Source organism: Streptomyces sp. NPDC051173 (assembly GCF_040689515.1).
Lineage (GTDB): Bacteria > Actinomycetota > Actinomycetes > Streptomycetales > Streptomycetaceae > Streptomyces.
The window spans coordinates 154,469-175,253 of record NZ_JBFBBD010000001.1 but is presented as its reverse complement, the minus strand read 5'-3'; the positions used below and the strand labels follow the sequence as shown (position 1 = coordinate 175,253).

Sequence of the window (20,785 nt, the reverse complement as noted above, 5' to 3'; positions counted from 1 at the left end):
GCCTGTATTCGTGCACCCGAACCGTACCCAGGACGTCCCACGGGGCCCAGCGCGCAGGGGTTATCCACAGGCTTGACACCTCACGATCCGGCAGCCCACCATTGAACCGAACGATCGGTCGGTCGGGAGCTCAGGGAAGGCAGGGGGCATGCCATGACGACGACGGCGCCGGACGCACGGACCTACGAGGCGGTCTTCGACGCCGCGGTGGCAGCCGACGAGCGCATCGAGCCACGCGACTGGATGCCCGACGCCTATCGCGCCTCGCTCGTCCGCCAGATAGCGCAGCATGCCCATTCGGAGATCATCGGCATGCAGCCCGAGGCCAACTGGATCACTCGCGCGCCCTCGCTGCGCCGCAAGGCCATCCTGATGGCCAAGGTGCAGGACGAGGCGGGCCACGGCCTCTATCTCTACAGCGCCGCCGAGACCCTGGGCACCGGGCGCGACGAGCTGCTCGACAAGCTGCACTCCGGTCGCCAGAAGTATTCGTCGATCTTCAACTACCCCACGCTGACCTGGGCGGACGTGGGCGCCATCGGCTGGCTCGTGGACGGCGCGGCCATCACCAACCAGGTCCCGCTGTGCCGCTGCTCCTACGGGCCCTACGCCCGCGCCATGGTCCGCATCTGCAAGGAGGAGTCCTTCCACCAGCGCCAGGGCTACGAGCTGCTGCTGGCCCTCAGCCGCGGCACCGAGGCCCAGCACGCCATGGCCCAGGACGCGGTGGCCCGCTGGTGGTGGCCGTCCCTGATGATGTTCGGCCCCCCGGACGACGAATCCGCCCATTCGGCCCAGTCCATGGCCTGGAAGATCAAGCGCCATTCGAACGACGAGCTGCGCCAGCGGTTCGTGGACATCTGCGTCCCCCAGGCCGAATCGCTCGGCCTGGCCCTCCCCGACCCGGACCTGCGGTGGAACGAGGAGCGTGGCCACCACGACTTCGGCGCCATCGACTGGGACGAGTTCCACGAGGTGCTGCGCGGCAACGGCCCGTGCAACGAACAGCGGATCAGCCGGCGCAAGCAGGCACACGAGGAAGGCGCGTGGGTGCGCGAGGCCGCCGCCGCCCATGCCCGCAAGCACGGCGGCACACCAGGGGAGGCAGGGGCATGACGAGCGCTGACTGGCCACTGTGGGAGGTGTTCGTGCGCAGCAGGCGCGGGCTGTCGCACACCCACGCCGGAAGCCTGCACGCACCGGACGCGGCGATGGCGCTGCGCAATGCTCGGGATCTCTACACCCGGCGCTCCGAAGGCGTCTCCATCTGGGTCGTGCCCTCCGCCGGGATCACCGCCTCCTCGCCGGACGAGAAGGACCCCTTCTTCGAACCGGCCGCGGACAAGCCCTACCGCCACCCGACCTTCTACGACATCCCGGAGGGGGTGCGGCACCTGTGAAGCCCCCGCCCCCGGGCGCCTCCCCGCAGGCCCCCGGCCCTGTCCCCGCCGACCCCGGCGTGCCCCTCGGCGCGGCGCTGGCGCTCGGTGACGACGCCCTCGTGCTGTCCCACCGGCTGGGGGAGTGGGCCGGCCGCGCGCCCGTCCTGGAGGAAGAGGTCGCCCTCGCCAATATCGCGCTGGACCTGCTCGGCCAGGCCCGCTTCCTCCTCTCTCTCGTCGGCGACGAGGACGAGCTGGCCTATCTCCGGGAGGAGCGCGCCTTCCGCAATGTCCAGCTGGTCGAGCAGCCCAACGGCGACTTCGCCCACACCATCGCCCGCCAGCTGTACTTCTCCACCTACCAGGAGCTGCTGTACGGGCAACTGACCGCCGGGGAAAGCCCCTTCGCACCCCTGGCGGGGAAGGCGGTCAAGGAGGTCGCCTACCACCGGGACCACGCCGAGCAGTGGACGCTGCGGCTCGGCGACGGCACAGCGGAGAGCCACCGGCGGATGCAGGCCGCGATCGACGCGCTGTGGCGGTACACGGGGGAGCTGTTCGACCCGTTCGACGGTCTCGACATCGACGTGTCCGCCCTGCGGGACGGCTGGCTGGCACTGGTGACCAGGACTCTCGGGCAGGCCACCCTGACACTCCCCACCGGCCCGCAGTCCGGCGCCTGGACGGCCGGAGCAGGCCGACAGGGCCTCCACACCGAGCCGTTCGGACGGATGCTCGCGGAGATGCAGCATCTGAACCGCAGCCACCCGGGGGCGACATGGTGACCGTACCGACCCCCCTGAACGCTCGGGCAACGGCCTCGTCGACTCCTCGTCCACCGGGCCGAGGTTCGGATCCGGGTCCAGGTCCAGGTCCGGGGCGAAAGACGCCCGCCCGCGATCCGGCCACTCAGGACGCCTCCACCCCTGGTGCCGCCGCCCCGGACCGCACCACGCTGGAACAGCACCTCCTGGAGCTGGCCGGTGCCGTGCCCGATCCGGAGCTGCCCGTGCTGACGCTGGCCGAGCTGGGCGTGCTGCGCGGCCTGCATCTGACCGGTCCCGGACGGGTGGAGGTGGAGCTGACGCCCACCTACACCGGCTGCCCGGCGATCGAGGCGATGTCCGCGGACATAGAGCGGGTGCTGCACGACCAGGGCATACCCGAGGTCGAGGTACGCAAGGTCCTCGCACCGGCTTGGTCCACGGACGACATCACGGCCGAAGGACGCCGCAAGCTCGCCGAGTTCGGCGTGGCGCCGCCGCGGAGCACGGGCCCGGAAGGGCCGGTCCCGGTGACGCTCGGCATCCGCTGCCCGCACTGCGGGTCCACGGACACCACGCTGCTGAGCCGCTTCTCGTCGACCGCCTGCAAGGCCCTGCGGCGCTGCGAGGCATGTCGCGAACCGTTCGATCACTTCAAGGAGTTGTAGATGCCAGCAGCGGCCCGCCACGGCGCCTTCCACCCCTTGCGAGTGACGGCCGTCGACCCGCTCACGGACGACTCGGTCGCCCTGACCTTCGCCGTGCCTCCGGAGCTGCGGGACGTCTATCGCTACGCGGCAGGTCAGCACATCACCCTCCGCAGGAACACGGAGGACGGCGAGGCCCGGCGCACCTACTCCCTCTGCGGCCCCGCCCCGGCACCGGGCACCGGCGAGGTGGCCGAACTGCGGGTCGGGGTGCGGCTGGTGGACGGCGGGGTGTTCTCCACGTACGCGCTGAAGGAGCTGGCCGCAGGGGACACGGTGGAGGTGATGGCACCGGCCGGACGGTTCGTGCTGGAGCCCCGCCCCGGGCACTTCGCCGCGATCGTCGGCGGCAGCGGGATCACCCCCGTCCTGTCCATCGCCTCGACCCTGCTCGCACGGGAGCCCGACGCCCGGTTCTGCCTGATACGCAGCGACCGGACCACCGCATCCGCGATGTTCCTGGAGGAGGTCGCCGACTTCAAGGACCGCTGGCCCGACCGCTTCCAGCTGGTGCACGTCCTCTCCCGCGAGGAGCAGCAGGCGGGGCTCCCCTCCGGGCGGCTGGACGAGGAGCGGCTGACCCGGTTGCTGCCCGCGCTGCTCCCGGTGGAGGAGATGGACGGCTGGTTCCTGTGCGGCCCGCACGGTCTGGTGCGGGAAGCCGAGCGGGCGCTGCGCGCCCTGGGAGTCGGCCGTGACCGTGTCCACCAGGAGATATTCCACGTCGACACCGCCTCGGACGCGGCCTCGGCCGGCTCCCCCGGCGCCGCCCCCGCCCCGGCGCACAGCACCGTGACCGCGACGCTGGACGGGCGCAGTGGCAGCTGGCCGGTGCGGGAGGGCGAGCCGCTGCTGGACGCGGTGCTGCGCAGCCGTGCCGACGCCCCGTACGCCTGCAAGGGCGGGGTGTGCGGGACCTGCCGGGCCTTCCTGGTCAGGGGTGAAGTGCGGATGGACCGGAATTTCGCGCTGGAGCCGGAGGAGCTGGCGGCCGGATATGTGCTGGCCTGCCAGTCGCATCCGGTCACGGAGGAGGTGGAGCTGGACTTCGACCGCTGAGTGGGAGCGTGGAGTGGAGCGGTCGGTGCCGACGTGATGGCGCCCGGGCAGCCGCAGCGCACGCGGGCCCACGCCCCGGACGGCGACCGCGATCGCTACAGCTACCGCCGAACACGTCCACGTGTTCCCAATTCCTGCAACCTGTTCTACCTTGACGCTCCATCAGTTCCTGGCGTCAGTGGCAGCAACGGCAGTGCCGGTGTGCGGGAGGACGGACAGTGGACTTCACCTTCACCGAGGAACAGCAGGCCGCCGAGGAAGCGGCCAGGGCGGTCTTCTCCGGGGTTTCCCCCGACGGCGTGCCCAGCCCGGCCCTGACCAGGGGCGCGGTGGCCGAGGACTTCGACCGGCCCCTGTGGGCGACGCTCGCGGGCGCCGACCTGCTGAGCCTGCTCATCGCTCCCGAGCACGGCGGCGCGGGACTCGGGCCCCTCGCGCTGTGCCTGGTGCTGCGCGAGGCCGGGCAGGTCCTGGCCCGCGTGCCACTGCTGGAGACCAGCGCGGCAGCCGCCGTGCTGAGCAGCCATGGCGGGCCGGCCGTCGGCAAGTCATTGCCTCAGGTGGGGCGGGGCGAGCTCGTCATCACCACCGCGGCCAGCGGCCGCACCGGTCATGACCCGGCCGAACTCGCCGTCACCGCACGCGAGGTGGACGCTTCCGGCGCAGCAGGCACTCGCTGGGTGCTCGACGGGACGCAGACGGCCGTGCCCTGGGCCCGGAGCGCGGACCGCGTCCTGCTGCCCGCTCGTACGGAGAAGGGGCACACCGTGCTCGCGCTCGTCCCGCCCGACCGTCCCGGGGTCACGCTGGCCGACCAGGTCTCCACCAACGGCGAGCGGTACGCGGAAGTGGGTCTCGACTCCGTGCGGGCCGGTGACGACGAGTTGATCACCGCCGAGGGGGCGTGGGAGCGGCTACGGCGGCTGCTCACCGTCGGCACGAGTGCGCTCGCGCTCGGGGTGGGTACGGCGGTGGCCCGCATGACCAGTGCGTACGCCACGAAGCGCGAGCAGTTCGGCCACCCGATCGCCACGTTCCAGGCCGTCGCCGTGCAGGCCGCAGACCGCTACATCGACCTGCGCGCGATGGAGGCCACCCTCTGGCAGGCGGCCTGGCGCCTGGAGTCGGGAGCCGCCGGGGAACTGCCGGTCGACGCGGACATCGCCGTCGCGAAGATCTGGGCCTCCGAGGGCGTGCGCCGCGTCGTCCAGACCGCACAGCACCTGCACGGCGGCTTCGGCGCGGACACCGGCTATGCCCTGCACCGATATCACGCGTGGGCCAAGCAGTTGGAGCTCTCGCTCGGCCCCGCGGCGGCCCACGAGGAGGCCCTCGGCGACCTGCTGGCCACCTGCCCGACGGACTGACCACGGCCGGGGCCTAGGCCGGGCCCCGTCGAGCGGAGCCCTCGGGCGACCGGAGCCAGGCCGTGTCCGGCGGATCTTTGTCAGTCTGCGGGCCCGTTGCCGCCTGCGGCGGGAACGCCCTTCGGGCGTGTCCTCAAGCGCCGGACAGGCTGAATTGCGCGCCCACATCAACCACATCCAGCCCGTTGGGGGCACCTCCCAGCGGTAGCTGGGGGAGATTGAGGACACCGCCGCGCAGCGGTGGTGCGCAGACGGCGCCACCCGCAGCACCGACCACAAGGTCCGCCGGACACGGCCTAACGCTCCGCCGGAAGCCGAGCGCGTCGCCCGCGGGCACACCGTGGCTGGTCACGCCCGCGCGGCGGAGCCGCGCGGCGTCACGGTCCCGCGCCCTTCGGGCGCGGCCGAACCGCACGGGACTTCGCCGAGCCCGCTCAGATCACGGCGCCGGGCGCGCCGGCGCCGTCGACGACCGGGCGGCCCGCGGCTTCCCAGACCTGCATGCCGCCGTCGACGTTCGCCGCGTCCAGGCCCTGCTGGACGAGGTAGGCGGTGACCTGGGCGGAGCGTCCGCCCGAGCGGCAGATGACGTTGATCCTGGCGCCGTCGGGGGCCTTCTCCGTCAACTCGCCGAAGCGGGCGACGAAGTCGCTCATCGGGATGTGGAGCGCGCCCTCGGCGTGCCCCGCCGCCCACTCGTCGTCCTCACGGACGTCCAGCAGGAAGTCTTCGGGCGCGAGAGCGTCGACGCCGACCGTGGGTACCCCAGAACCGAAATGCATGTCCCCGACGCTACCCGACCAGTGAGGCCAGCTGGGCCCTGCGCTCGGCGACCTGGGCGACGAGGCCCTCGGCGATCTCCTCCAGCAGCTGGTCCGGGTCGTCGGCCGCCATCTTGATCATCGAGCCGATCGCGGAGCCCTCCAGCTCGGCGGCCACCGCCGCCAGCATCTCCTTGCGCCGGGCCAGCCACTCCAGGCGGGCGTAGAGCTCCTCGGCGGGGCTCGGCCGCGGCTCCTCGGGGGCGGGGCCCGCGGCCCATTCCTCGGCCAGTTCCCGCAGCAGGGCCTCGGCCCCGTCCGCGTAAGCGGCGTTGACCCGCACGATGAACGCCTCGCGCCGTACGCGCTCCGCCTCGTCCTGTGCCAGGTCCGGGTGGGCCTTGCGGACGAGCTCGCGGAAGACCCGCCGGGCCTCGTCGCTCGGGCGCACCCGCTCCGGAGGCCGTACGGGCCGCTCCGTGAGCATCGCCGACGCCTCGGGCGACAGGCCCTCCGAGTCCATCCAGCCGCCGAGCAGCTCCTCCACTCCCGGCAGCGGCTGCACGAGGGCGCGTGCCTCGCGGGCCCGCCGGAGGTCCTCGGCGTCGCCGCTGCGGGCCGCCAGGGCCTCCGCGATCTGCGCGTCCAGCTCGTCGAGCTGTGCATACACGGGGCCGAGCCGCTGGTGGTGCAGCCGGGAGAAGTTCTCCACTTCCACCCGGAAGGTCTCCACCGCGATCTCGAACTCGATCAGCGCTTGTTCCGCGGCGCGGACGGCTTGGGCCAGGCGCTGGGTGCCCGGCTCCTCGGCGTGGAGATTCTCGGCTTCCGGATTCATCACCCGCCCAGCGTACGAGTTCCCACGCCCTCCGGGCCCCCGAGCCCCACCGGCCCCTCCGTCCTCAGCCGCCGGACCGGGCTCGGACCGCCGTCGGACGGGCGCGAAAGCCCGCCGCACGCGCCCTCGAAACCCCGGACGTGTCCGGACACACACCACGCCCCCGCGGCTACACCCCCATCTCGGCCGCCACCCGGCCGCTCCGCACCGCCGCCACGAGCTCCGCGTGGTCCGCCTCCGTGCGGTCCGCGTAGGCCACCGCGAAATCGGCCAGCGCCTCGTCCAGCTCGGGCGCCTTGCCGCAGTAGCCCGCTATGAGCCGGGGGTCCGCAGTGTGCGCGTGGGCCCGCGCGAGGAGCGCGCCCGTCATCCGGCCGTAGTCGTCGAGCTCACCGGGGGCGAGGGCGGCCGGGTCGACGCTGCCCTTGCGGTTGCGGAACTGCCGCACCTGATACGGCCTGCCGTCGGCAGTCGCCCACCCGAGCAGCACATCGCTGACCACCTGCATCCGCTTCTGCCCCAGCACCACCCGGCGGCCCTCGTGCCCCGCCGGGGGACGGCCGGGCGCGAAGCCGGCCTTCTTCGCGTACGGCAGCAGCGCCGAGGGCCGTGCCTCTTTGACCTGGAGCACGAGCGGCTCGCCGCGGTGGTCGAGCAGCAGCACCACGTAGGAGCGCAGCCCCACGCTCCCCGTGCCCACCACGCGGAACGCCACGTCCTGCACCTCGTAGCGCGCGAGCAACGGCAGCAGTTCCTCCGGCAGGGTGCCCAGATAGTCGCCCAGCGACAGGGCGACCGCCGCCGCCTCACCGGCCGGCACCCGGCTCAGCACGGGCGGGGCGTCCACGAAGCGCAGGCCCCCGCCCTCGGCCTTCTCGGTCGACTTCGCCGCGAAGCGGGCACTGGTGTTCCGCCGGGCCTTCGCCGCGACCCGCTCCAGCGTGCCCAGCAGCGCCCGCGCGTCGGCGTGCGCGACGAGCTCCTCGTCGGCGATGGCGTTCCAGGCGTCGGCGGCGGGCAGCTTGGCGAGCAGCCGCATCGTGTGCCGGTAGGCGCCCGCGGCGTCGCGCGCGGCGGCCCGGCAGGTGTCCTCGTCGGCGCCCGCCTCCCGCCCGGCCAGCACCAGGGAGGTGGCGAGGCGCTTGACGTCCCACTCCCACGGCCCGTGCAGGGTCTCGTCGAAGTCGTTGAGGTCGATGACGAGTCCACCGCGCGCGTCGCCGTAGAGACCGAAGTTGGCCGCGTGGGCGTCGCCGCAGATCTGCGCGCCGACACCCGTCACGGACGTACGCGCCATGTCGTGCCCCATCAGCCCGGCCGAGCCGCGCAGGAAGGCGAAAGGCGAGGCGGCCATCCGGCCGACCCGTATCGGCGTGAGCTCGGGAAGCCGGCCGGCGTTCGACGCCTCGACCGTCTCCACGGCCCCGGGGCGCCCCGCCTCGGCGGCCCACCCGGCGTGCGAGGACCTGGGCACACGCGCCCGCAGCGCCTTGCCCTCGGCCTTCGGCGAGCCCGGCTTCCCGGCTCCGCCCGCCCCCGCGAATCCTGGTACGTACGGCAGTCGCGACACAGCGCGCCCCTCCCCCTCGACGCCCAACTACCCAGAATCTACCGGCCCCCACTGACAACGGCCGGGCCCGACCGGGGCCGCACGTTCCTCAGCTGAACGCCTTCGGGCACTGCGCGCTGCTCTCCGGAAGGTGTTTCCCGGCCCACCGCCCCAGCTCCTTGAGCGCGGGTTCCAGCGCCGCGCCCGCCTCCGTCAGCCGGTACGCGACGCGCAGCGGCGGACCCGCGTGCACCTCCCGTACGAGCAGCCCGGCCGCGGCGAGCTGGGTGAGCCGGTCCGACAGCATGCGCTCGCTGATCCCCGGGATCGCCCGCCGCAGGTCGGCGAAGTGGACCGGGCCCTGCAGGAGGGTGGCGACGATCAGCCCCGTCCAGCGCTTGCCGAACAGCTCGAAGACCCGCGTCATGCCCTCGTCGACGCTCTTGCACGCCTGCTCACCACGGTCCGCCATGCGTCCAGGGTACTGCGTTCCCCATCGCTGCTATAGAAAAGTAAGTCCCTGTGTTATTAATAGTTGCATACGGAACTACACCCCCGTAGTCCCGTCCCGTCGGCGTCACGCCCGTCATCAGGAGAAACCCATGGCCACGCTGCTGCACCTCGACTCCTCCGCCCTCCCGCAGGGCTCCCACTCCCGCGATGTCACCGCCGCCTTCCGCAAGGCATGGGAGGAGCAGCACCCCGACGGCACGGTCATCTACCGCGACCTCTCCGCGAACCCGCTGCCGCACATCACCGCCGACGGCGTGCAGGCCCTCTTCGCCGCCCCGGAGGCGCGCACGGAGGAGCAGGCGGCCGCCTTCGCGCTGCGCACCGAACTGGCCGAGGAGCTGGAGCGCGCCGACGCCGTGCTGATCGGCGCCCCCATGTACAACTTCTCGATCCCCTCCAGCCTCAAGGCGTGGCTGGACCAGGTGATCATCATGGGCCGCACGGCCGGCGTGGAGACGCCCTCGGCCGCCGGTACGCCGACGACCGTCGTCGCCTCCCGCGGCGGTTCCTACGCGCCGGGCACCCCGCGCGAGGACGCCGAGTTCGTGACGACCTACCTGGCCAAGGTCCTGGGCGACATGCTCGGCCTGGACGTCGACTTCATCGTCCCCGAGCTGACCCTGGCCCGCTCCGTGCCCGCGATGGCCGCGCTCGTCGACAAGGCCGACGCCTCCCGCGCCCAGGCGCACGAGGACGCCGCCGCCAAGGGCAAGGAGATGGCCGCGCGCTTCGCGGCCTGACACCCGGGGCATATGCCGGGAGCCCCCGGACGGCCCGCCCCGACAACATCTGGCCGAAATCGACCGTTCGCCGCGTCATGCCTGGTCATGAGTGACCAGGCAGACCGAATCCCACCGCACTGACGGAATCTTTAGCCGAATCCAGGCTTTTAGCTAAGCCTAAAGGTGGCATTCTCTTCTGCAGAGGACTTCATGAGCCGCCGACGGCGGCCGAAGTGGCCGTCGGCACCACGGTCGACGCCGCGATTCTGGGGGGTAGCCATGGCCTGGCGCCACGGTACGGAGCGCAGCCGTCATGCCGATCTAGCGGGGGCCCGCGCGGCACGGCACGCCACAGCCTCACTCGCGGGTCTCGTCGCGGAACGGGGCATGTCCCGCAAGGAGTTGGCCGACCGGATGGGCGTCTCGCCCGGCAGGGTCAGCCAAATCCTCTCGGGCGACGAGAATCTGACGCTCCGTTCACTGGCGGCCGTCGCCGAAGCCCTGGACGTGAGCGTGGAGATCTCGTTCTGTGAGCAGCCCGCCGCCGAGCACCGAGAGCCGCTGGAGACCGTACGACCGGAGACCGCGGACCGGCTGCGCCCCTTAACTCCGTCCCACCACTGAACCGCACACCTCGTGCCGCAGAGCGAACAGCAGCTTGTCGTCGCTGCGCTTGCCGTACGCGTGTGCCAGATCGAGCAGATACGTGCAGAGGTGCTCGGCCTCGCCGAACGCCCTTCGCGCCTGCCGGATCTCCTCCCGCGTGCGTTCACGCCCCTGCTGCTCGCACAGCTTCTCGATCTTCGTCTCGATGGTGATCCACTTCTGGGCCGCGGTCCGCACGTCCCGATGGCGCTCGCAGATCTCCCGCTTGAGGTGGGTGCGCCCCCTGGCCGTACGCCCCGGGATGTCCACCCGTGTCATCAGATGCACCCTGACCCGGTCCGCGAAGGCGTCGAGGTCCCAGCCGTCGGGAAGGCCGGCCACCATCGCGTGACACCACTCCGCGCGGTCCGTCCGCAGGCGCAGGGCCAGGCTGTTGAGCAGCAGCGAGTCCCCGAGGGTCACGATCGCCATCAGCGGGTGCTCACCGGATTCCCCCGCCTTGCGCTTGGGCACCAGCCCCAGACCGGCCACGGCGCCCACCGCCGCCGGCGGCACGCTCGACGCGTGCGGCAGCAGCAGTCCACTGGCCAGGGCCGCCATGCCGGAGGTCCAGATCAGCACGGCGAGCGCCGCGGCGGCCGACCGCGCGGTCCCCAGCAGCCGCCCCTCCTCACGGAAGCGCCAGACCAGACACACCCAGGTCACAGGCGCGCAGACAACGGCGGGCAGCACCCACTCCGACAGCACGGACGACTGGCCCCACGCCACAGCGTCCCCCATTCCGGTTGCAGACGAGGCTCCCCGCGACACCGGACTCGACGCTCTTCACACAGAGCCCCAGCGCGATTACGGAATGATGTTCCCACTGCCGCCGCTACCGTGTGCAGCGATTCCGGCCAAGACTTCGCTCAGGACCCCGCAAATCCAGCCATGGTTCGAACAAGAGCTGGACAAGAGCGGGACAAAGCAAAACGGACCCCTCCGTGTGACTTACGTCACTTCGGAGAGGTCCGTTTCGATACCTCATGGTGCGCGAGGGGGGAGTTGAACCCCCACGCCCTTTCGGGCACTGGAACCTGAATCCAGCGCGTCTGCCTATTCCGCCACCCGCGCATGGGTGTTGTCTTCAGTCCTCCCGCACCGTCCCCGGACTTTTCGTCCGCTTCTTGTGCGTTCGCCTTCCGACATCGAGAACATTAGCACGCTGTGGCGGGTGTCTTCACACTCGTTCCTGGTGGGCGGGCGGGGCGGTCCCGGAGCGGTACGGAGCGGCGCAGAGCGGTGTCGGACCCCTCGTGACCTGCCCCGGACACGGAGCGTCCGCGGAGGGGAGCAGCGGGACGGAACCGGAGGCCGCCGGCCCCGCCGGAAGGTCATCCGGAAGGCCATCCCGACCCCGCCGGACCGGCGGGACCGCGGGCACCCCACCGGTTGCGGGACACTGGCTCGCAGCCGCCTCTACGATCCCTAGTGAAGGCGGCACCGGGACACCGGGTGAAGGCGACACTCGTCACTCCTGGCGCCGAAGGGGAACCAGCCGTTTTCCCGACGCGTGGATACGATCAGTAAGCAGTATCAGGAACGACACTGAGCATCAGGAACGTCACTGAGGGAAGGAGGTGCCCCGTGGGAGTACTGAAGCGCTTCGAGCAGCGACTCGAGGGTCTCGTGAACGGCACCTTCGCCAAGGTGTTCAAGTCCGAGGTGCAGCCGGTGGAGATCGCGGGCGCGCTCCAGCGCGAGTGCGACAACAACGCCACCATCTGGAACCGCGACCGCACCGTCGTCCCCAACGACTTCATCGTGGAGCTGAGCGCTCCGGACTTCGAGCGCCTCAGCCCGTACTCCGGCCAGCTGGGCGACGAGCTCTCCGGCATGGTCCGCGACTACGCCAAGCAGCAGCGCTACACCTTCATGGGGACCATCAAGGTCCACCTGGAGAAGGCCGACGACCTCGACACCGGGCTGTACCGGGTGCGCAGTCGCACCCTCGCCGCCAGTGAGTCGCAGGACCCGCAGGCCCAGCGCCCGGCCGCGCCCCGCCCCGGCGGCGGCAGCGGTCCCGTCACCCACGGTGCCGGCCATCCGGCGCCGCCCTCGGGGCTGCCGCCCATGCCCGCGGGCCCGCCGCCCGGCGGTGCCGGACGGGCACCGCGCAGCGCCGGACCCGGCCCCACGGCCGCTCCGGCGTCCGGTGGCCAGACCCGGCGCTGGATCGAGATCAACGGCACGCGGCACCAGATCTCACGCCCCACCCTCGTGCTGGGCCGCAGTACCGAAGCGGACGTACGGATCGACGACCCCGGCGTCTCCCGCCGGCACTGCGAGATCCGGGTCGGCACCCCCGCGACGATCCAGGATCTGGGGTCGACCAACGGCATCGTGGTGGACGGACAACACACCACGCGCGCTACGCTCCGCGACGGCTCACGCATCGTCGTGGGCAGCACCACCATCGTTTATCGGCAAGCCGAAGGGTGAAGCGGGGGCAATGTCAGAGCTGACCCTCACGGTCATGCGGTTGGGTTTCCTCGCCGTCTTGTGGCTGTTCGTCATCGTGGCCGTCCAGGTCATCCGCAGTGACCTCTTCGGCACGCGGGTCACCCAGCGCGGCTCCCGCCGCGGCGGCTCGGAGCGGCAGACGCAGCGCGCGCAGCAGCAGACCGCACCGCCGCAGCAGCGCCAACAGCAGCAGGGCGGCGGCCGGCGTGCCGACCGCGGCCGCCGCGGCGCGCCCACCAAGCTCGTGGTCTCCGAAGGCTCCCTGACCGGCACCACGGTGGCCCTCCAGGGCCAGACCATCTCGCTCGGCCGCGCCCACGACTCCACGATCGTGCTGGACGACGACTACGCCTCCAGCAGGCATGCCAGGATCTATCCGGACCGCGACGGCCAGTGGATCGTCGAGGACCTCGGTTCGACCAACGGCACCTATCTCGACCGGACCAGACTGACCACCCCGACCCCGATCCCGCTCGGCGCGCCGATCCGTATCGGCAAGACCGTCATCGAGCTGCGGAAGTAGTAGGACCATGACGACCGGAGGGTGGGCAGCGTGTCTGGGAAGGGGCTGTACCCGGAGCCGACGGGCGAGGTGCGCATGAGTCTGTCACTGCGTTTCGCCGCCGGATCGCACAAGGGCATGATCCGGGAGGGCAACGAGGACTCCGGTTACGCCGGCCCCCGCCTGCTCGCCATCGCCGACGGCATGGGCGGCCAGGCCGCCGGCGAGGTCGCCTCCTCCGAGGTGATCTCCACCCTGGTCACGCTCGACGACGACGTCCCGGGCTCCGACATCCTCACCTCCCTCGGCACGGCCGTGCAGCGCGCCAACGACCAGCTCCGGCTCATGGTCGAGGAGGACCCGCAGCTGGAGGGCATGGGCACCACGCTCACCGCCCTGCTGTGGACCGGGCAGCGGCTCGGCCTCGTCCACGTCGGCGACTCCCGCGCGTACCTCCTGCGCGACGGCGTGCTCACCCAGATCACCCAGGACCACACCTGGGTGCAGCGCCTCGTCGACGAGGGCCGGATCACCGAGGAAGAGGCCACCACCCACCCGCAGCGCTCCCTGCTGATGCGCGCGCTGGGCAGCGGCGACCACGTGGAGCCCGACCTCTCCGTCCGGGAGGTCCGGGCCGGGGACCGCTATCTCATCTGCTCCGACGGTCTGTCCGGCGTCGTCAGCCACCAGACGATGGAGGAGACGCTCGCCACCTACCAGGGCCCGCACGAGACCATCCAGGATCTGATCCAGCTCGCGCTGCGCGGCGGCGGCCCCGACAACATCACCTGCATCGTCGCCGACGTCCTCGACGTCGACGGCGGCGACACCATGGCCGGCCAGCTCAACGACACCCCGGTGATCGTCGGCGCGGTGGCCGAGAACCAGCTCCAGCCGGGCGACGACGGTGCCCTGCACACCCCGGCCGGCCGGGCCGCCGAGCACGCCCGCGCCAACCGTCCCGTGCCTCCGCAGGGCGGCGGCTTCGGCCCGCCCGGCAGCGGCGACACGGACATGGGCGGGACGCCCGAAGGCTCCTTCGGCGCCTTCATGGACGAGGAGTACGTCAAGCCCGTCCGCCGCGGCAGGTGGATCAAGCGGTCCCTCATCGTGGCGGTGGTGCTCAGCGTCGTCGCCGGCGGCCTCTACGGCGGCTACGGCTGGACCCAGACGCAGTACTTCGTGGGTGCCAAGGACAACGACCACGTGGCCGTCTACCAGGGCATCAACCAGAAGCTGGCCTGGGTCAGCCTGAGCAAGCTCTATCAGGACCACCCCGAGATCGAACTCAAGTACCTCCCGGTCGACCAGCGTGGCCGCGTCCAGGACACCATCGCGCTCGACGGCCGCGACAAGGCCGTGCAGAAGGTCAAGGACCTCGGCCTGCTCGCCGGCGCGTGCAAGAAGGAGGACGAGCGGCACAAGGCCGAGGAGCAGGCGCGGGAGAAGGAGAAGCAGAGCGGCGAGCGGGCCGGCGGCGCGGTGGGCGACACCGCCAAGGACCCGAAGGCCGACGCCAAGCCGGGCTCCCGGACCGCCCCCACGGCGTCGCCCACGCCCGCCCCTGGCCCCACCCTCAGCGAGGAAGAGCAGAAGTTGGTCCCGCAGTGCAGCACTCAGCAGTGAAGCCGTAGGGGGCCATCCAACTCATGTCAGCCATGTCATCCATGCCGGGTATCAGCAACACCACCACGATCAGCACGGTCGGCCCGCCCAGCAGACGCAACACCGAACTGGCGCTGCTCGCCTTCGCGGTGATCATCCCCTGCTTCGCGTACGCCAACGTGGGCCTCGCCCTCAGCGGTGAGATGCCCTCGGGCATGCTCGGCTACGGCCTGGGCCTCGGCCTGCTCGCCGGCGTCGGCCACCTCGTCATCCGCAAGTTCGCCAAGTACGCGGACCCGCTGCTGCTGCCGATGGCCACGCTGCTCAACGGGCTCGGCCTCGTCCTGATCTGGCGGCTGGACCAGTCGCCGCGGCTGGCCAACCTCGCCAAGAACCAGGGCTTCAAGTACGTCGCGTCGGCGCCCAACCAGCTGATGTACTCGGCGCTGGGCATCGGGCTCTTCGTCGCCGTGGTGATCTTCCTGAAGGACCACCGCATCCTCCAGCGCTACACCTACATCTCGATGGCGGCCGCGCTGGCCCTGCTGATCGCCCCGGTCTTCTTCCCGGCGAAGTTCGGCGCGCGCATCTGGATCACCCTGCCGGGCCTGGGCTCGATCCAGCCGGGCGAGTTCGCGAAGATCATCCTGGCGATCTTCTTCGCGGGCTATCTGATGGTGAAGCGCGACGCCCTGGCCCTGGCCAGCCGCCGCTTCATGGGGATCTATCTGCCGCGCGGCCGCGACCTCGGTCCGATCCTGGCCGTCTGGGCGTTCAGCATCCTCATCCTCGTCTTCGAGACCGACCTCGGCACCTCGCTGCTGTTCTTCGGCATGTTCGTCGTGATGCTCTACGTCGCGACCGAGCGCACCAGCTGGATCGTCTTCGGCCTGCTGATGTCCGCGGCCGGTGCCGTCGGCGTCGCCACCTTCGAGCCGCACGTCCAGGCCCGTGTGAACGCCTGGCTGGACCCGTTCGGCGGCTGGGGCAAGTCCGCGGCCAGCGAGCAGATCTCGCAGGCGCTGATGGCCTTCGGCTCCGGTGGCGTCTTCGGCTCGGGCTGGGGCCAGGGCTACTCCGACCTCATCGGCTTCGCCGCCAACTCCGACTTCATCCTCGGCACCGTCGGCGAGGAGCTCGGCCTGGCCGGCACCATGGCGATCCTGATGATCTACGCGGTCATCGTCGAACGCGGTGTGCGCACGGCCCTGGCCGCGCGTGACCCCTTCGGCAAGCTGCTCGCGTGCGGCCTGTCGGCGGCCTTCGGCATCCAGGTCTTCGTCGTCGCGGGCGGCGTCATGGGCCTCATCCCGCTGACCGGTATGACCCTGCCGTTCATGGCAGCCGGCGGCTCCTCCGTCATCGCCAACTGGGCCCTGATCGCCATCCTCATCAAGATCAGCGACACCGCGCGCCGCCCCGCGCCGGCGCCCGCTCCCTCCCCCGACGCCGAGATGACCCAGGTGGTCCGACCGTGAACAAGCCCGTGCGCCGGATCGCGATCTTCTGCGGGCTGCTCGTGCTGGCCCTGCTGCTGCGCGACAACTGGCTCCAGTTCGTCCAGGCGGACGAGCTCAAGACCAACAAGCACAACCACCGGGTCGCGATCGCCCGTTACAGCCAGCCGCGCGGCAACATCATCGTCGACGGCCAGGAAGTGACCGGCTCGGCCGAGACCAACGGCATCGACTACAAGTACAAGCGGACCTACAAGAACGGCGAGATGTGGGCGCCGGTCACCGGCTACAGCTCGCAGGTCTTCGACGGCTCCCAGCTGGAGAAGCTCTACGACAAGATCCTGACCGGCGACGACGACAAGCTGTTCTTCAACCGCACCGTCGACATGCTCACGGGCAAGGGCCAGAAGGGTGGCGACGTGATCACCACCCTCAACGCCAAGGCCCAGGAGGCCGCCTTCAAGGGCCTCGGTGACAAGCGCGGCGCGGTCGCCGCCCTCGACCCGCGCACGGGCAAGATCCTGGCCCTGGCATCCACCCCGTCGTACGACCCGTCGAAGATCGCGGGCGCGAACGACAGCGCGGCGTGGACGGCGCTGGAGAAGGACAAGAACCAGCCGATGCTCAACCGGGCGCTGCGGGCCACCTACCCGCCCGGTTCGACGTTCAAGGTCGTCACCGCGGCGGCGGCGCTGGAGAACGGGCTCTACTCGGACCCGGACCAGAAGACCCAGACGCCGAACAAGTACGTCCTTCCGGACTCCGCCACCGAGCTGAAGAACGAAGGCAGCATCCAGTGTGAGAACGCCACCATGCGCGAGGCTCTGCGGATCTCCTGCAACACCGTCTTCGGCAAGATGAGCGCCGACCTCGGCAACGACAAGATGAAGAAGGAAGCGGAGAAGTTCGGCTTCAACAGCGAGCTCCTCACGCCCGTACGCGCCGAGAAGAGCGTCTACCCCAAGGACGACCGGCCGCAGAACGCCATGGACGGCATCGGCCAGGCGTCCAACCGCGCCACCCCGCTCCAGATGGCCATGGTCGTCTCCGCGATCGCCAACAACGGCAAGCTCATGGAGCCGTACATGGTCGACAAGGTGCGCGCCCCGAACCTCAACGTGATCGAGACGCACCAGCCCAAGGAGATGGCGCAGCCGCTCTCCGCGCCGAACGCGCAGAAGATCCAGTCGATGATGGAGACCGTGGTCGAGAACGGCACCGGCACCAGCGCGAAGATCGACGACGTCTCCGGCGTCACGGTCGGCGGCAAGACCGGCACCGCCCAGCACGGTGTCGACAACAGCGGCAAGCCCTACGCCTGGTTCATCTCCTACGCCAAGACCGACAACGGCTCGCCCGTCGCAGTCGCCGTGGTCGTCGAAGGCGACGACAGCACCGCGCGTGACGACGTCGCCGGTGGCGCGCTCGCCGCGCCGATCGCCAAGAACGTCATGGAGGCCGTGCTCAAGACGTCGAAGTGACGCCGCTCACCCCACCAGCCGTGCGCCGCAGCTGACGGTACCGGTCGTGTATCGGGTGACGGTGGCGCCCGGAAGGGGCGCAGCGTGCCGGGTACGGTAAGCCCGGACAGCACACCGCCGGACCCACGCCGGTGCGGTCAGGAAAACGGAAGGGCTGGAGCTATGGAAGAGCCGCGTCGCCTCGGCGGCCGGTACGAGCTGGGCTCGGTGCTCGGCCGCGGTGGTATGGCCGAGGTCTATCTCGCCCACGACACCCGGCTCGGCCGCACCGTCGCCGTGAAGACGCTGCGGGTGGACCTCGCCCGCGATCCGTCCTTCCAGGCCCGGTTCCGCCGTGAGGCCCAGTCGGCCGCCTCGCTCAACCACCCGTCGATCGTCGCCGTCTACGACACCGGCGAGGACTACGTGGACGGGGTCTCGATCCCGTACATCGTCATGGAGTACGTCGACGGGTCCACCCTGCGCGAGCTGCTGCACTCCGGCCGGAAGCTGCTGCCCGAGCGCTCACTGGAGATGACCATCGGCGTCCTCCAGGCGCTGGAGTACTCGCACCGGGCCGGCATCGTCCACCGCGACATCAAGCCCGCGAACGTCATGCTGACGCGCACCGGCCAGGTCAAGGTCATGGACTTCGGCATCGCCCGCGCCATGGGTGACTCCGGCATGACGATGACGCAGACCGCGGCCGTCATCGGCACCGCCCAGTACCTCTCCCCGGAGCAGGCCAAGGGCGAGCAGGTCGACGCGCGTTCCGACCTCTACTCCACCGGCTGCCTGCTCTACGAGCTGCTGGCGGTGCGGCCCCCGTTCATCGGCGACTCCCCGGTGGCCGTCGCCTACCAGCACGTACGGGAAGAGCCGAACCCGCCGAGCGTCCACGACCCCGAGATCACGCCCGAGATGGACGCCATCGTCCTCAAGGCGCTGGCCAAGGCCCCGGACTACCGCTACCAGTCGGCCGACGAGATGCGGGCCGACATCGAGGCCGCCCTGGAGGGCCAGCCGGTGGCGGCCGCCGCGGGCGCGTACCGGCCCGCCGGCTACGGCGAGGACCAGCCGACCACCATGCTCCGTCCGCAGGACCACGGCGCCGGACAGACGTCCATGCTGCCGCCGGTGCGCGACGACGACGGGGGCTTCGGCGGGTACGACGACAGCGGCCGCAGGCGCGGCGGGGGCGGCAGGAAGAGCAGCCTCTCCACGATCCTGCTGATCATCGCGGGCATCCTGGTGCTCGTCGGCGCGATCTTCATCGGCAAGTCGCTGTTCGGCGGGAACTCCAACAGCTCCCAGGTGAGCGTGCCCAACCTCGTCGGGCAGACGCTCAAGGACGCCCAGCAGCAGGGCGTCAACGGCGACTTCAAGGTCGTCCAGAGCGATTCGAAGCCGTGTGACCAGGACAAGGGCAAGATCTGTGCCCAGGACCCCAAGGACGGCGGCAAGGTCGACCGGGGCGGCGAGGTCAAGGTGACCGTCTCCTCGGGCGCCGAGCAGATCGAGGTCCCGGACGTCACGGAGAAGCAGGCCGACAAGGCCCGCCAGATCCTGGAGGACAAGGGCTTCACCGTCGACGTGAAGACGACCGTCACCGACAGCGCCACCGCGGGCAGCGTCATGGACCAGGACCCCAAGGGCCTCACCAAGGCCGACAAGGGCTCCAAGGTCACGCTCACGGTCGCCGCGGCCCAGCAGGCAAAGCAGGTGCCGTCCGTGGTCGGCCAGGCCTTCGACGCGGCGAGCAAGCAGCTGTCGGACCTCGGCTTCGTGGTGAACAAGCAGGAGGAGGAGGCGGACCAGCAGCCGGGCACCGTCCTCCGGCAGAGCCCCGACGGCAACACCAACGCCAAGCCCGGCTCCACGGTCACCCTGACCGTCGCCAAGGCGAAGGCGAACCAGAAGGCGACCGTGCCCGCGCTGAGCAACCAGAAGCTCAAGGACGCGAAGAAGGCGCTGACGGACGCGGGTCTGAAGGTCGGCAACGTCTCCGGCCCGCAGGACGACAACGCGACCGTGATCGCGTCCGCCCCGGCCGCCGGCACCCAGCTCGACAAGAACACGCCGGTCAACCTCTTCACGCTGGCGGGAGCGCCGGGCGGGGCGAACGGTGACACGGGTCGGCCGGGGGACACCGGTGGTGACACCGGCTTCATCGGCGGGTTCACCGGCGGACGCCGCCACTGACCTTCTGCGAGAGGCTGTTCTCAAACGCCGGTGGGGCTGGAATTTTCCAGCCCCTCCGGCGTTCGTGTCAGCGCAGTTCCTTCGGCTTCGTCCGCGCGCTGTCGACCTTCTCCGTATGGTCGAGCTCCGCCCAGACGATGTAGCGGTAGTCCGAGGTGTAGACCGGGGTGCAGGTCGTCAGGGTCAGATAGCGGCCCGGCTTCGTCTTCCCGGACTCCTTCGGCACGGCGTCGAGGACGTCCACGTCGTACTTCGAGGTCTGCTTCAGCTCGGCGTAGACCTTGTAGACGTACCAGACGTCGCGCGTCTCGAAGACGACCGCGTCACCGGTCTTGATCTTGTCGATGTTGTGGAACTTCGCGCCGTGCCCGTCGCGGTGCGCCGCCAGGGTGAAGTTGCCCTGCTTGTCCCAGGGCATCGCGGCCTTCACGGGGTCGCGGTAGAAGCCGGCGACGCCCTCGTTGAGGACGTCGGTGCCGGTGCCGCCCTTGACGAGCACCTCGCCGTTCTTCATCGACGGCACGTGCAGGAAGCCGATGCCGTCCTTGGTGTCGAGGGCGCCCGGCCCCGGCTTGGCCCAGGTGTCGCGCACGTGGTTGCCCTGCCGCTTCGCCTCGCGGTCGGCGAGGACGTTCGTCCACCACAGGGAGTAGACGACGAAGAGGGCCATGAGCACGCCCGCGGTGATCAGCAGCTCGCCGATCACTCCGACGGTGGCGGCGATCCGCCTCCGGGCGGGCACCCGCCGCCGTGGCTCACCGTCGTCGTTCCGTGCCACCGCGCCGTACC

General features: G+C 70.9%; 20 protein-coding genes and 1 tRNA gene. 14 read left to right on the top strand and 7 right to left on the bottom strand.

Annotated elements, in window-relative coordinates; genetic code table 11:
- Positions 1-153 precede the first annotated feature (153 nt).
- From paaA to AB0435_RS00800, 6 genes are all read left to right on the top strand, one after another.
- A complete protein-coding gene (gene paaA, locus AB0435_RS00825) occupies positions 154-1,116 on the top strand; it encodes a 1,2-phenylacetyl-CoA epoxidase subunit PaaA (protein WP_366002115.1) in 963 nt (320 codons plus the stop codon).
- Positions 1,113-1,400, top strand: coding sequence for a 1,2-phenylacetyl-CoA epoxidase subunit PaaB (gene paaB / locus AB0435_RS00820; RefSeq protein ID WP_366002116.1), 288 nt, complete (start codon positions 1,113-1,115; stop codon positions 1,398-1,400). The genes paaA and paaB overlap by 4 nt, the downstream gene beginning before the upstream one ends.
- 59 nt (positions 1,401-1,459) lie before the next feature.
- The gene (gene paaC / locus AB0435_RS00815; protein ID WP_366002186.1) at positions 1,460-2,167 is read left to right on the top strand and encodes a 1,2-phenylacetyl-CoA epoxidase subunit PaaC; all 708 of its coding nucleotides are present in this window, start codon (positions 1,460-1,462) and stop codon (positions 2,165-2,167) included.
- 170 nt (positions 2,168-2,337) lie between these two features.
- Positions 2,338-2,814, top strand: a complete 477-nt coding sequence (gene paaD, locus AB0435_RS00810; RefSeq protein WP_366002187.1) for a 1,2-phenylacetyl-CoA epoxidase subunit PaaD — start codon at positions 2,338-2,340, stop codon at positions 2,812-2,814.
- The gene (locus tag AB0435_RS00805) at positions 2,815-3,912 is read left to right on the top strand and encodes a 2Fe-2S iron-sulfur cluster-binding protein (protein WP_366425857.1); all 1,098 of its coding nucleotides are present in this window, start codon (positions 2,815-2,817) and stop codon (positions 3,910-3,912) included.
- A 218-nt stretch (positions 3,913-4,130) separates the two neighbouring features.
- On the top strand, positions 4,131-5,279 hold the full coding sequence (locus AB0435_RS00800; RefSeq protein ID WP_366425856.1) for an acyl-CoA dehydrogenase family protein: 1,149 nt from the start codon (positions 4,131-4,133) through the stop codon (positions 5,277-5,279).
- A gap of 434 nt (positions 5,280-5,713) precedes the next feature.
- On the opposite strand, the gene AB0435_RS00795 is transcribed toward AB0435_RS00800, so the two are convergent.
- From AB0435_RS00795 to AB0435_RS00780, 4 genes are all read right to left on the bottom strand, one after another.
- Entirely contained in the window at positions 5,714-6,061 is a 348-nt protein-coding gene (locus AB0435_RS00795) for a rhodanese-like domain-containing protein (protein ID WP_366002119.1), read from the bottom strand.
- A gap of 10 nt (positions 6,062-6,071) precedes the next feature.
- On the bottom strand, positions 6,072-6,878 hold the full coding sequence (locus AB0435_RS00790; RefSeq protein WP_366002188.1) for a hypothetical protein: 807 nt from the start codon (positions 6,876-6,878) through the stop codon (positions 6,072-6,074).
- Positions 6,879-7,047: 169 nt separating this feature from the next.
- Positions 7,048-8,448, bottom strand: a complete 1,401-nt coding sequence (locus AB0435_RS00785) for a DUF2252 domain-containing protein (protein ID WP_366002120.1) — start codon at positions 8,446-8,448, stop codon at positions 7,048-7,050.
- Between the two features lie 88 nt (positions 8,449-8,536).
- Entirely contained in the window at positions 8,537-8,899 is a 363-nt protein-coding gene (locus AB0435_RS00780) for a helix-turn-helix domain-containing protein (RefSeq protein ID WP_366002121.1), read from the bottom strand.
- A gap of 130 nt (positions 8,900-9,029) precedes the next feature.
- On the opposite strand from AB0435_RS00780, the gene AB0435_RS00775 reads away from it, so the two are divergent.
- Together AB0435_RS00775 and AB0435_RS00770 are read left to right on the top strand one after the other, a co-directional pair.
- A complete protein-coding gene (locus AB0435_RS00775; RefSeq protein WP_366002122.1) occupies positions 9,030-9,680 on the top strand; it encodes an NAD(P)H-dependent oxidoreductase in 651 nt (216 codons plus the stop codon).
- Between the two features lie 192 nt (positions 9,681-9,872).
- Positions 9,873-10,286 carry a helix-turn-helix transcriptional regulator gene (locus tag AB0435_RS00770; protein ID WP_366425906.1) on the top strand — a complete coding sequence of 138 codons (414 nt, stop codon included), beginning with the start codon at positions 9,873-9,875 and terminating at the stop codon, positions 10,284-10,286.
- Here AB0435_RS00770 and AB0435_RS00765 read toward each other — a convergent pair.
- Together AB0435_RS00765 and AB0435_RS00760 are read right to left on the bottom strand one after the other, a co-directional pair.
- Positions 10,266-11,048, bottom strand: a complete 783-nt coding sequence (locus AB0435_RS00765; protein ID WP_366425855.1) for a hypothetical protein — start codon at positions 11,046-11,048, stop codon at positions 10,266-10,268. The two genes, AB0435_RS00770 and AB0435_RS00765, sit on opposite strands and share 21 nt — an antisense overlap.
- Before the next feature lie 246 nt (positions 11,049-11,294).
- Positions 11,295-11,381: transfer RNA gene (locus AB0435_RS00760), tRNA-Leu, on the bottom strand.
- A gap of 513 nt (positions 11,382-11,894) precedes the next feature.
- On the opposite strand from AB0435_RS00760, the gene AB0435_RS00755 reads away from it, so the two are divergent.
- The 6 genes from AB0435_RS00755 (at position 11,895) to pknB (ending at position 19,996) form a co-directional block, all read left to right on the top strand.
- Positions 11,895-12,749: a DUF3662 and FHA domain-containing protein gene (locus AB0435_RS00755; protein WP_366002125.1), complete on the top strand. Its 855-nt coding sequence runs from the start codon at positions 11,895-11,897 to the stop codon at positions 12,747-12,749.
- A 10-nt stretch (positions 12,750-12,759) separates the two neighbouring features.
- Positions 12,760-13,293, top strand: coding sequence for an FHA domain-containing protein (locus tag AB0435_RS00750; RefSeq protein ID WP_366002126.1), 534 nt, complete (start codon positions 12,760-12,762; stop codon positions 13,291-13,293).
- Between the two features lie 75 nt (positions 13,294-13,368).
- A complete protein-coding gene (locus tag AB0435_RS00745) occupies positions 13,369-14,898 on the top strand; it encodes a PP2C family serine/threonine-protein phosphatase (protein WP_366425854.1) in 1,530 nt (509 codons plus the stop codon).
- A 41-nt stretch (positions 14,899-14,939) separates the two neighbouring features.
- On the top strand, positions 14,940-16,355 hold the full coding sequence (locus tag AB0435_RS00740; RefSeq protein ID WP_366002190.1) for an FtsW/RodA/SpoVE family cell cycle protein: 1,416 nt from the start codon (positions 14,940-14,942) through the stop codon (positions 16,353-16,355).
- Entirely contained in the window at positions 16,352-17,815 is a 1,464-nt protein-coding gene (locus tag AB0435_RS00735; protein ID WP_366425853.1) for a penicillin-binding transpeptidase domain-containing protein, read from the top strand. Before AB0435_RS00740 ends, AB0435_RS00735 begins: the two co-directional genes overlap by 4 nt.
- A gap of 162 nt (positions 17,816-17,977) precedes the next feature.
- Positions 17,978-19,996, top strand: coding sequence for a Stk1 family PASTA domain-containing Ser/Thr kinase (pknB, locus tag AB0435_RS00730; RefSeq protein ID WP_366425852.1), 2,019 nt, complete (start codon positions 17,978-17,980; stop codon positions 19,994-19,996).
- Positions 19,997-20,063: 67 nt separating this feature from the next.
- Here pknB and AB0435_RS00725 read toward each other — a convergent pair whose 3' ends face one another.
- Positions 20,064-20,774 (bottom strand): class E sortase, encoded by a 711-nt coding sequence (locus tag AB0435_RS00725; RefSeq protein WP_366425851.1) that lies wholly within the window; start codon positions 20,772-20,774, stop codon positions 20,064-20,066.
- Positions 20,775-20,785: the final 11 nt, after the last annotated feature.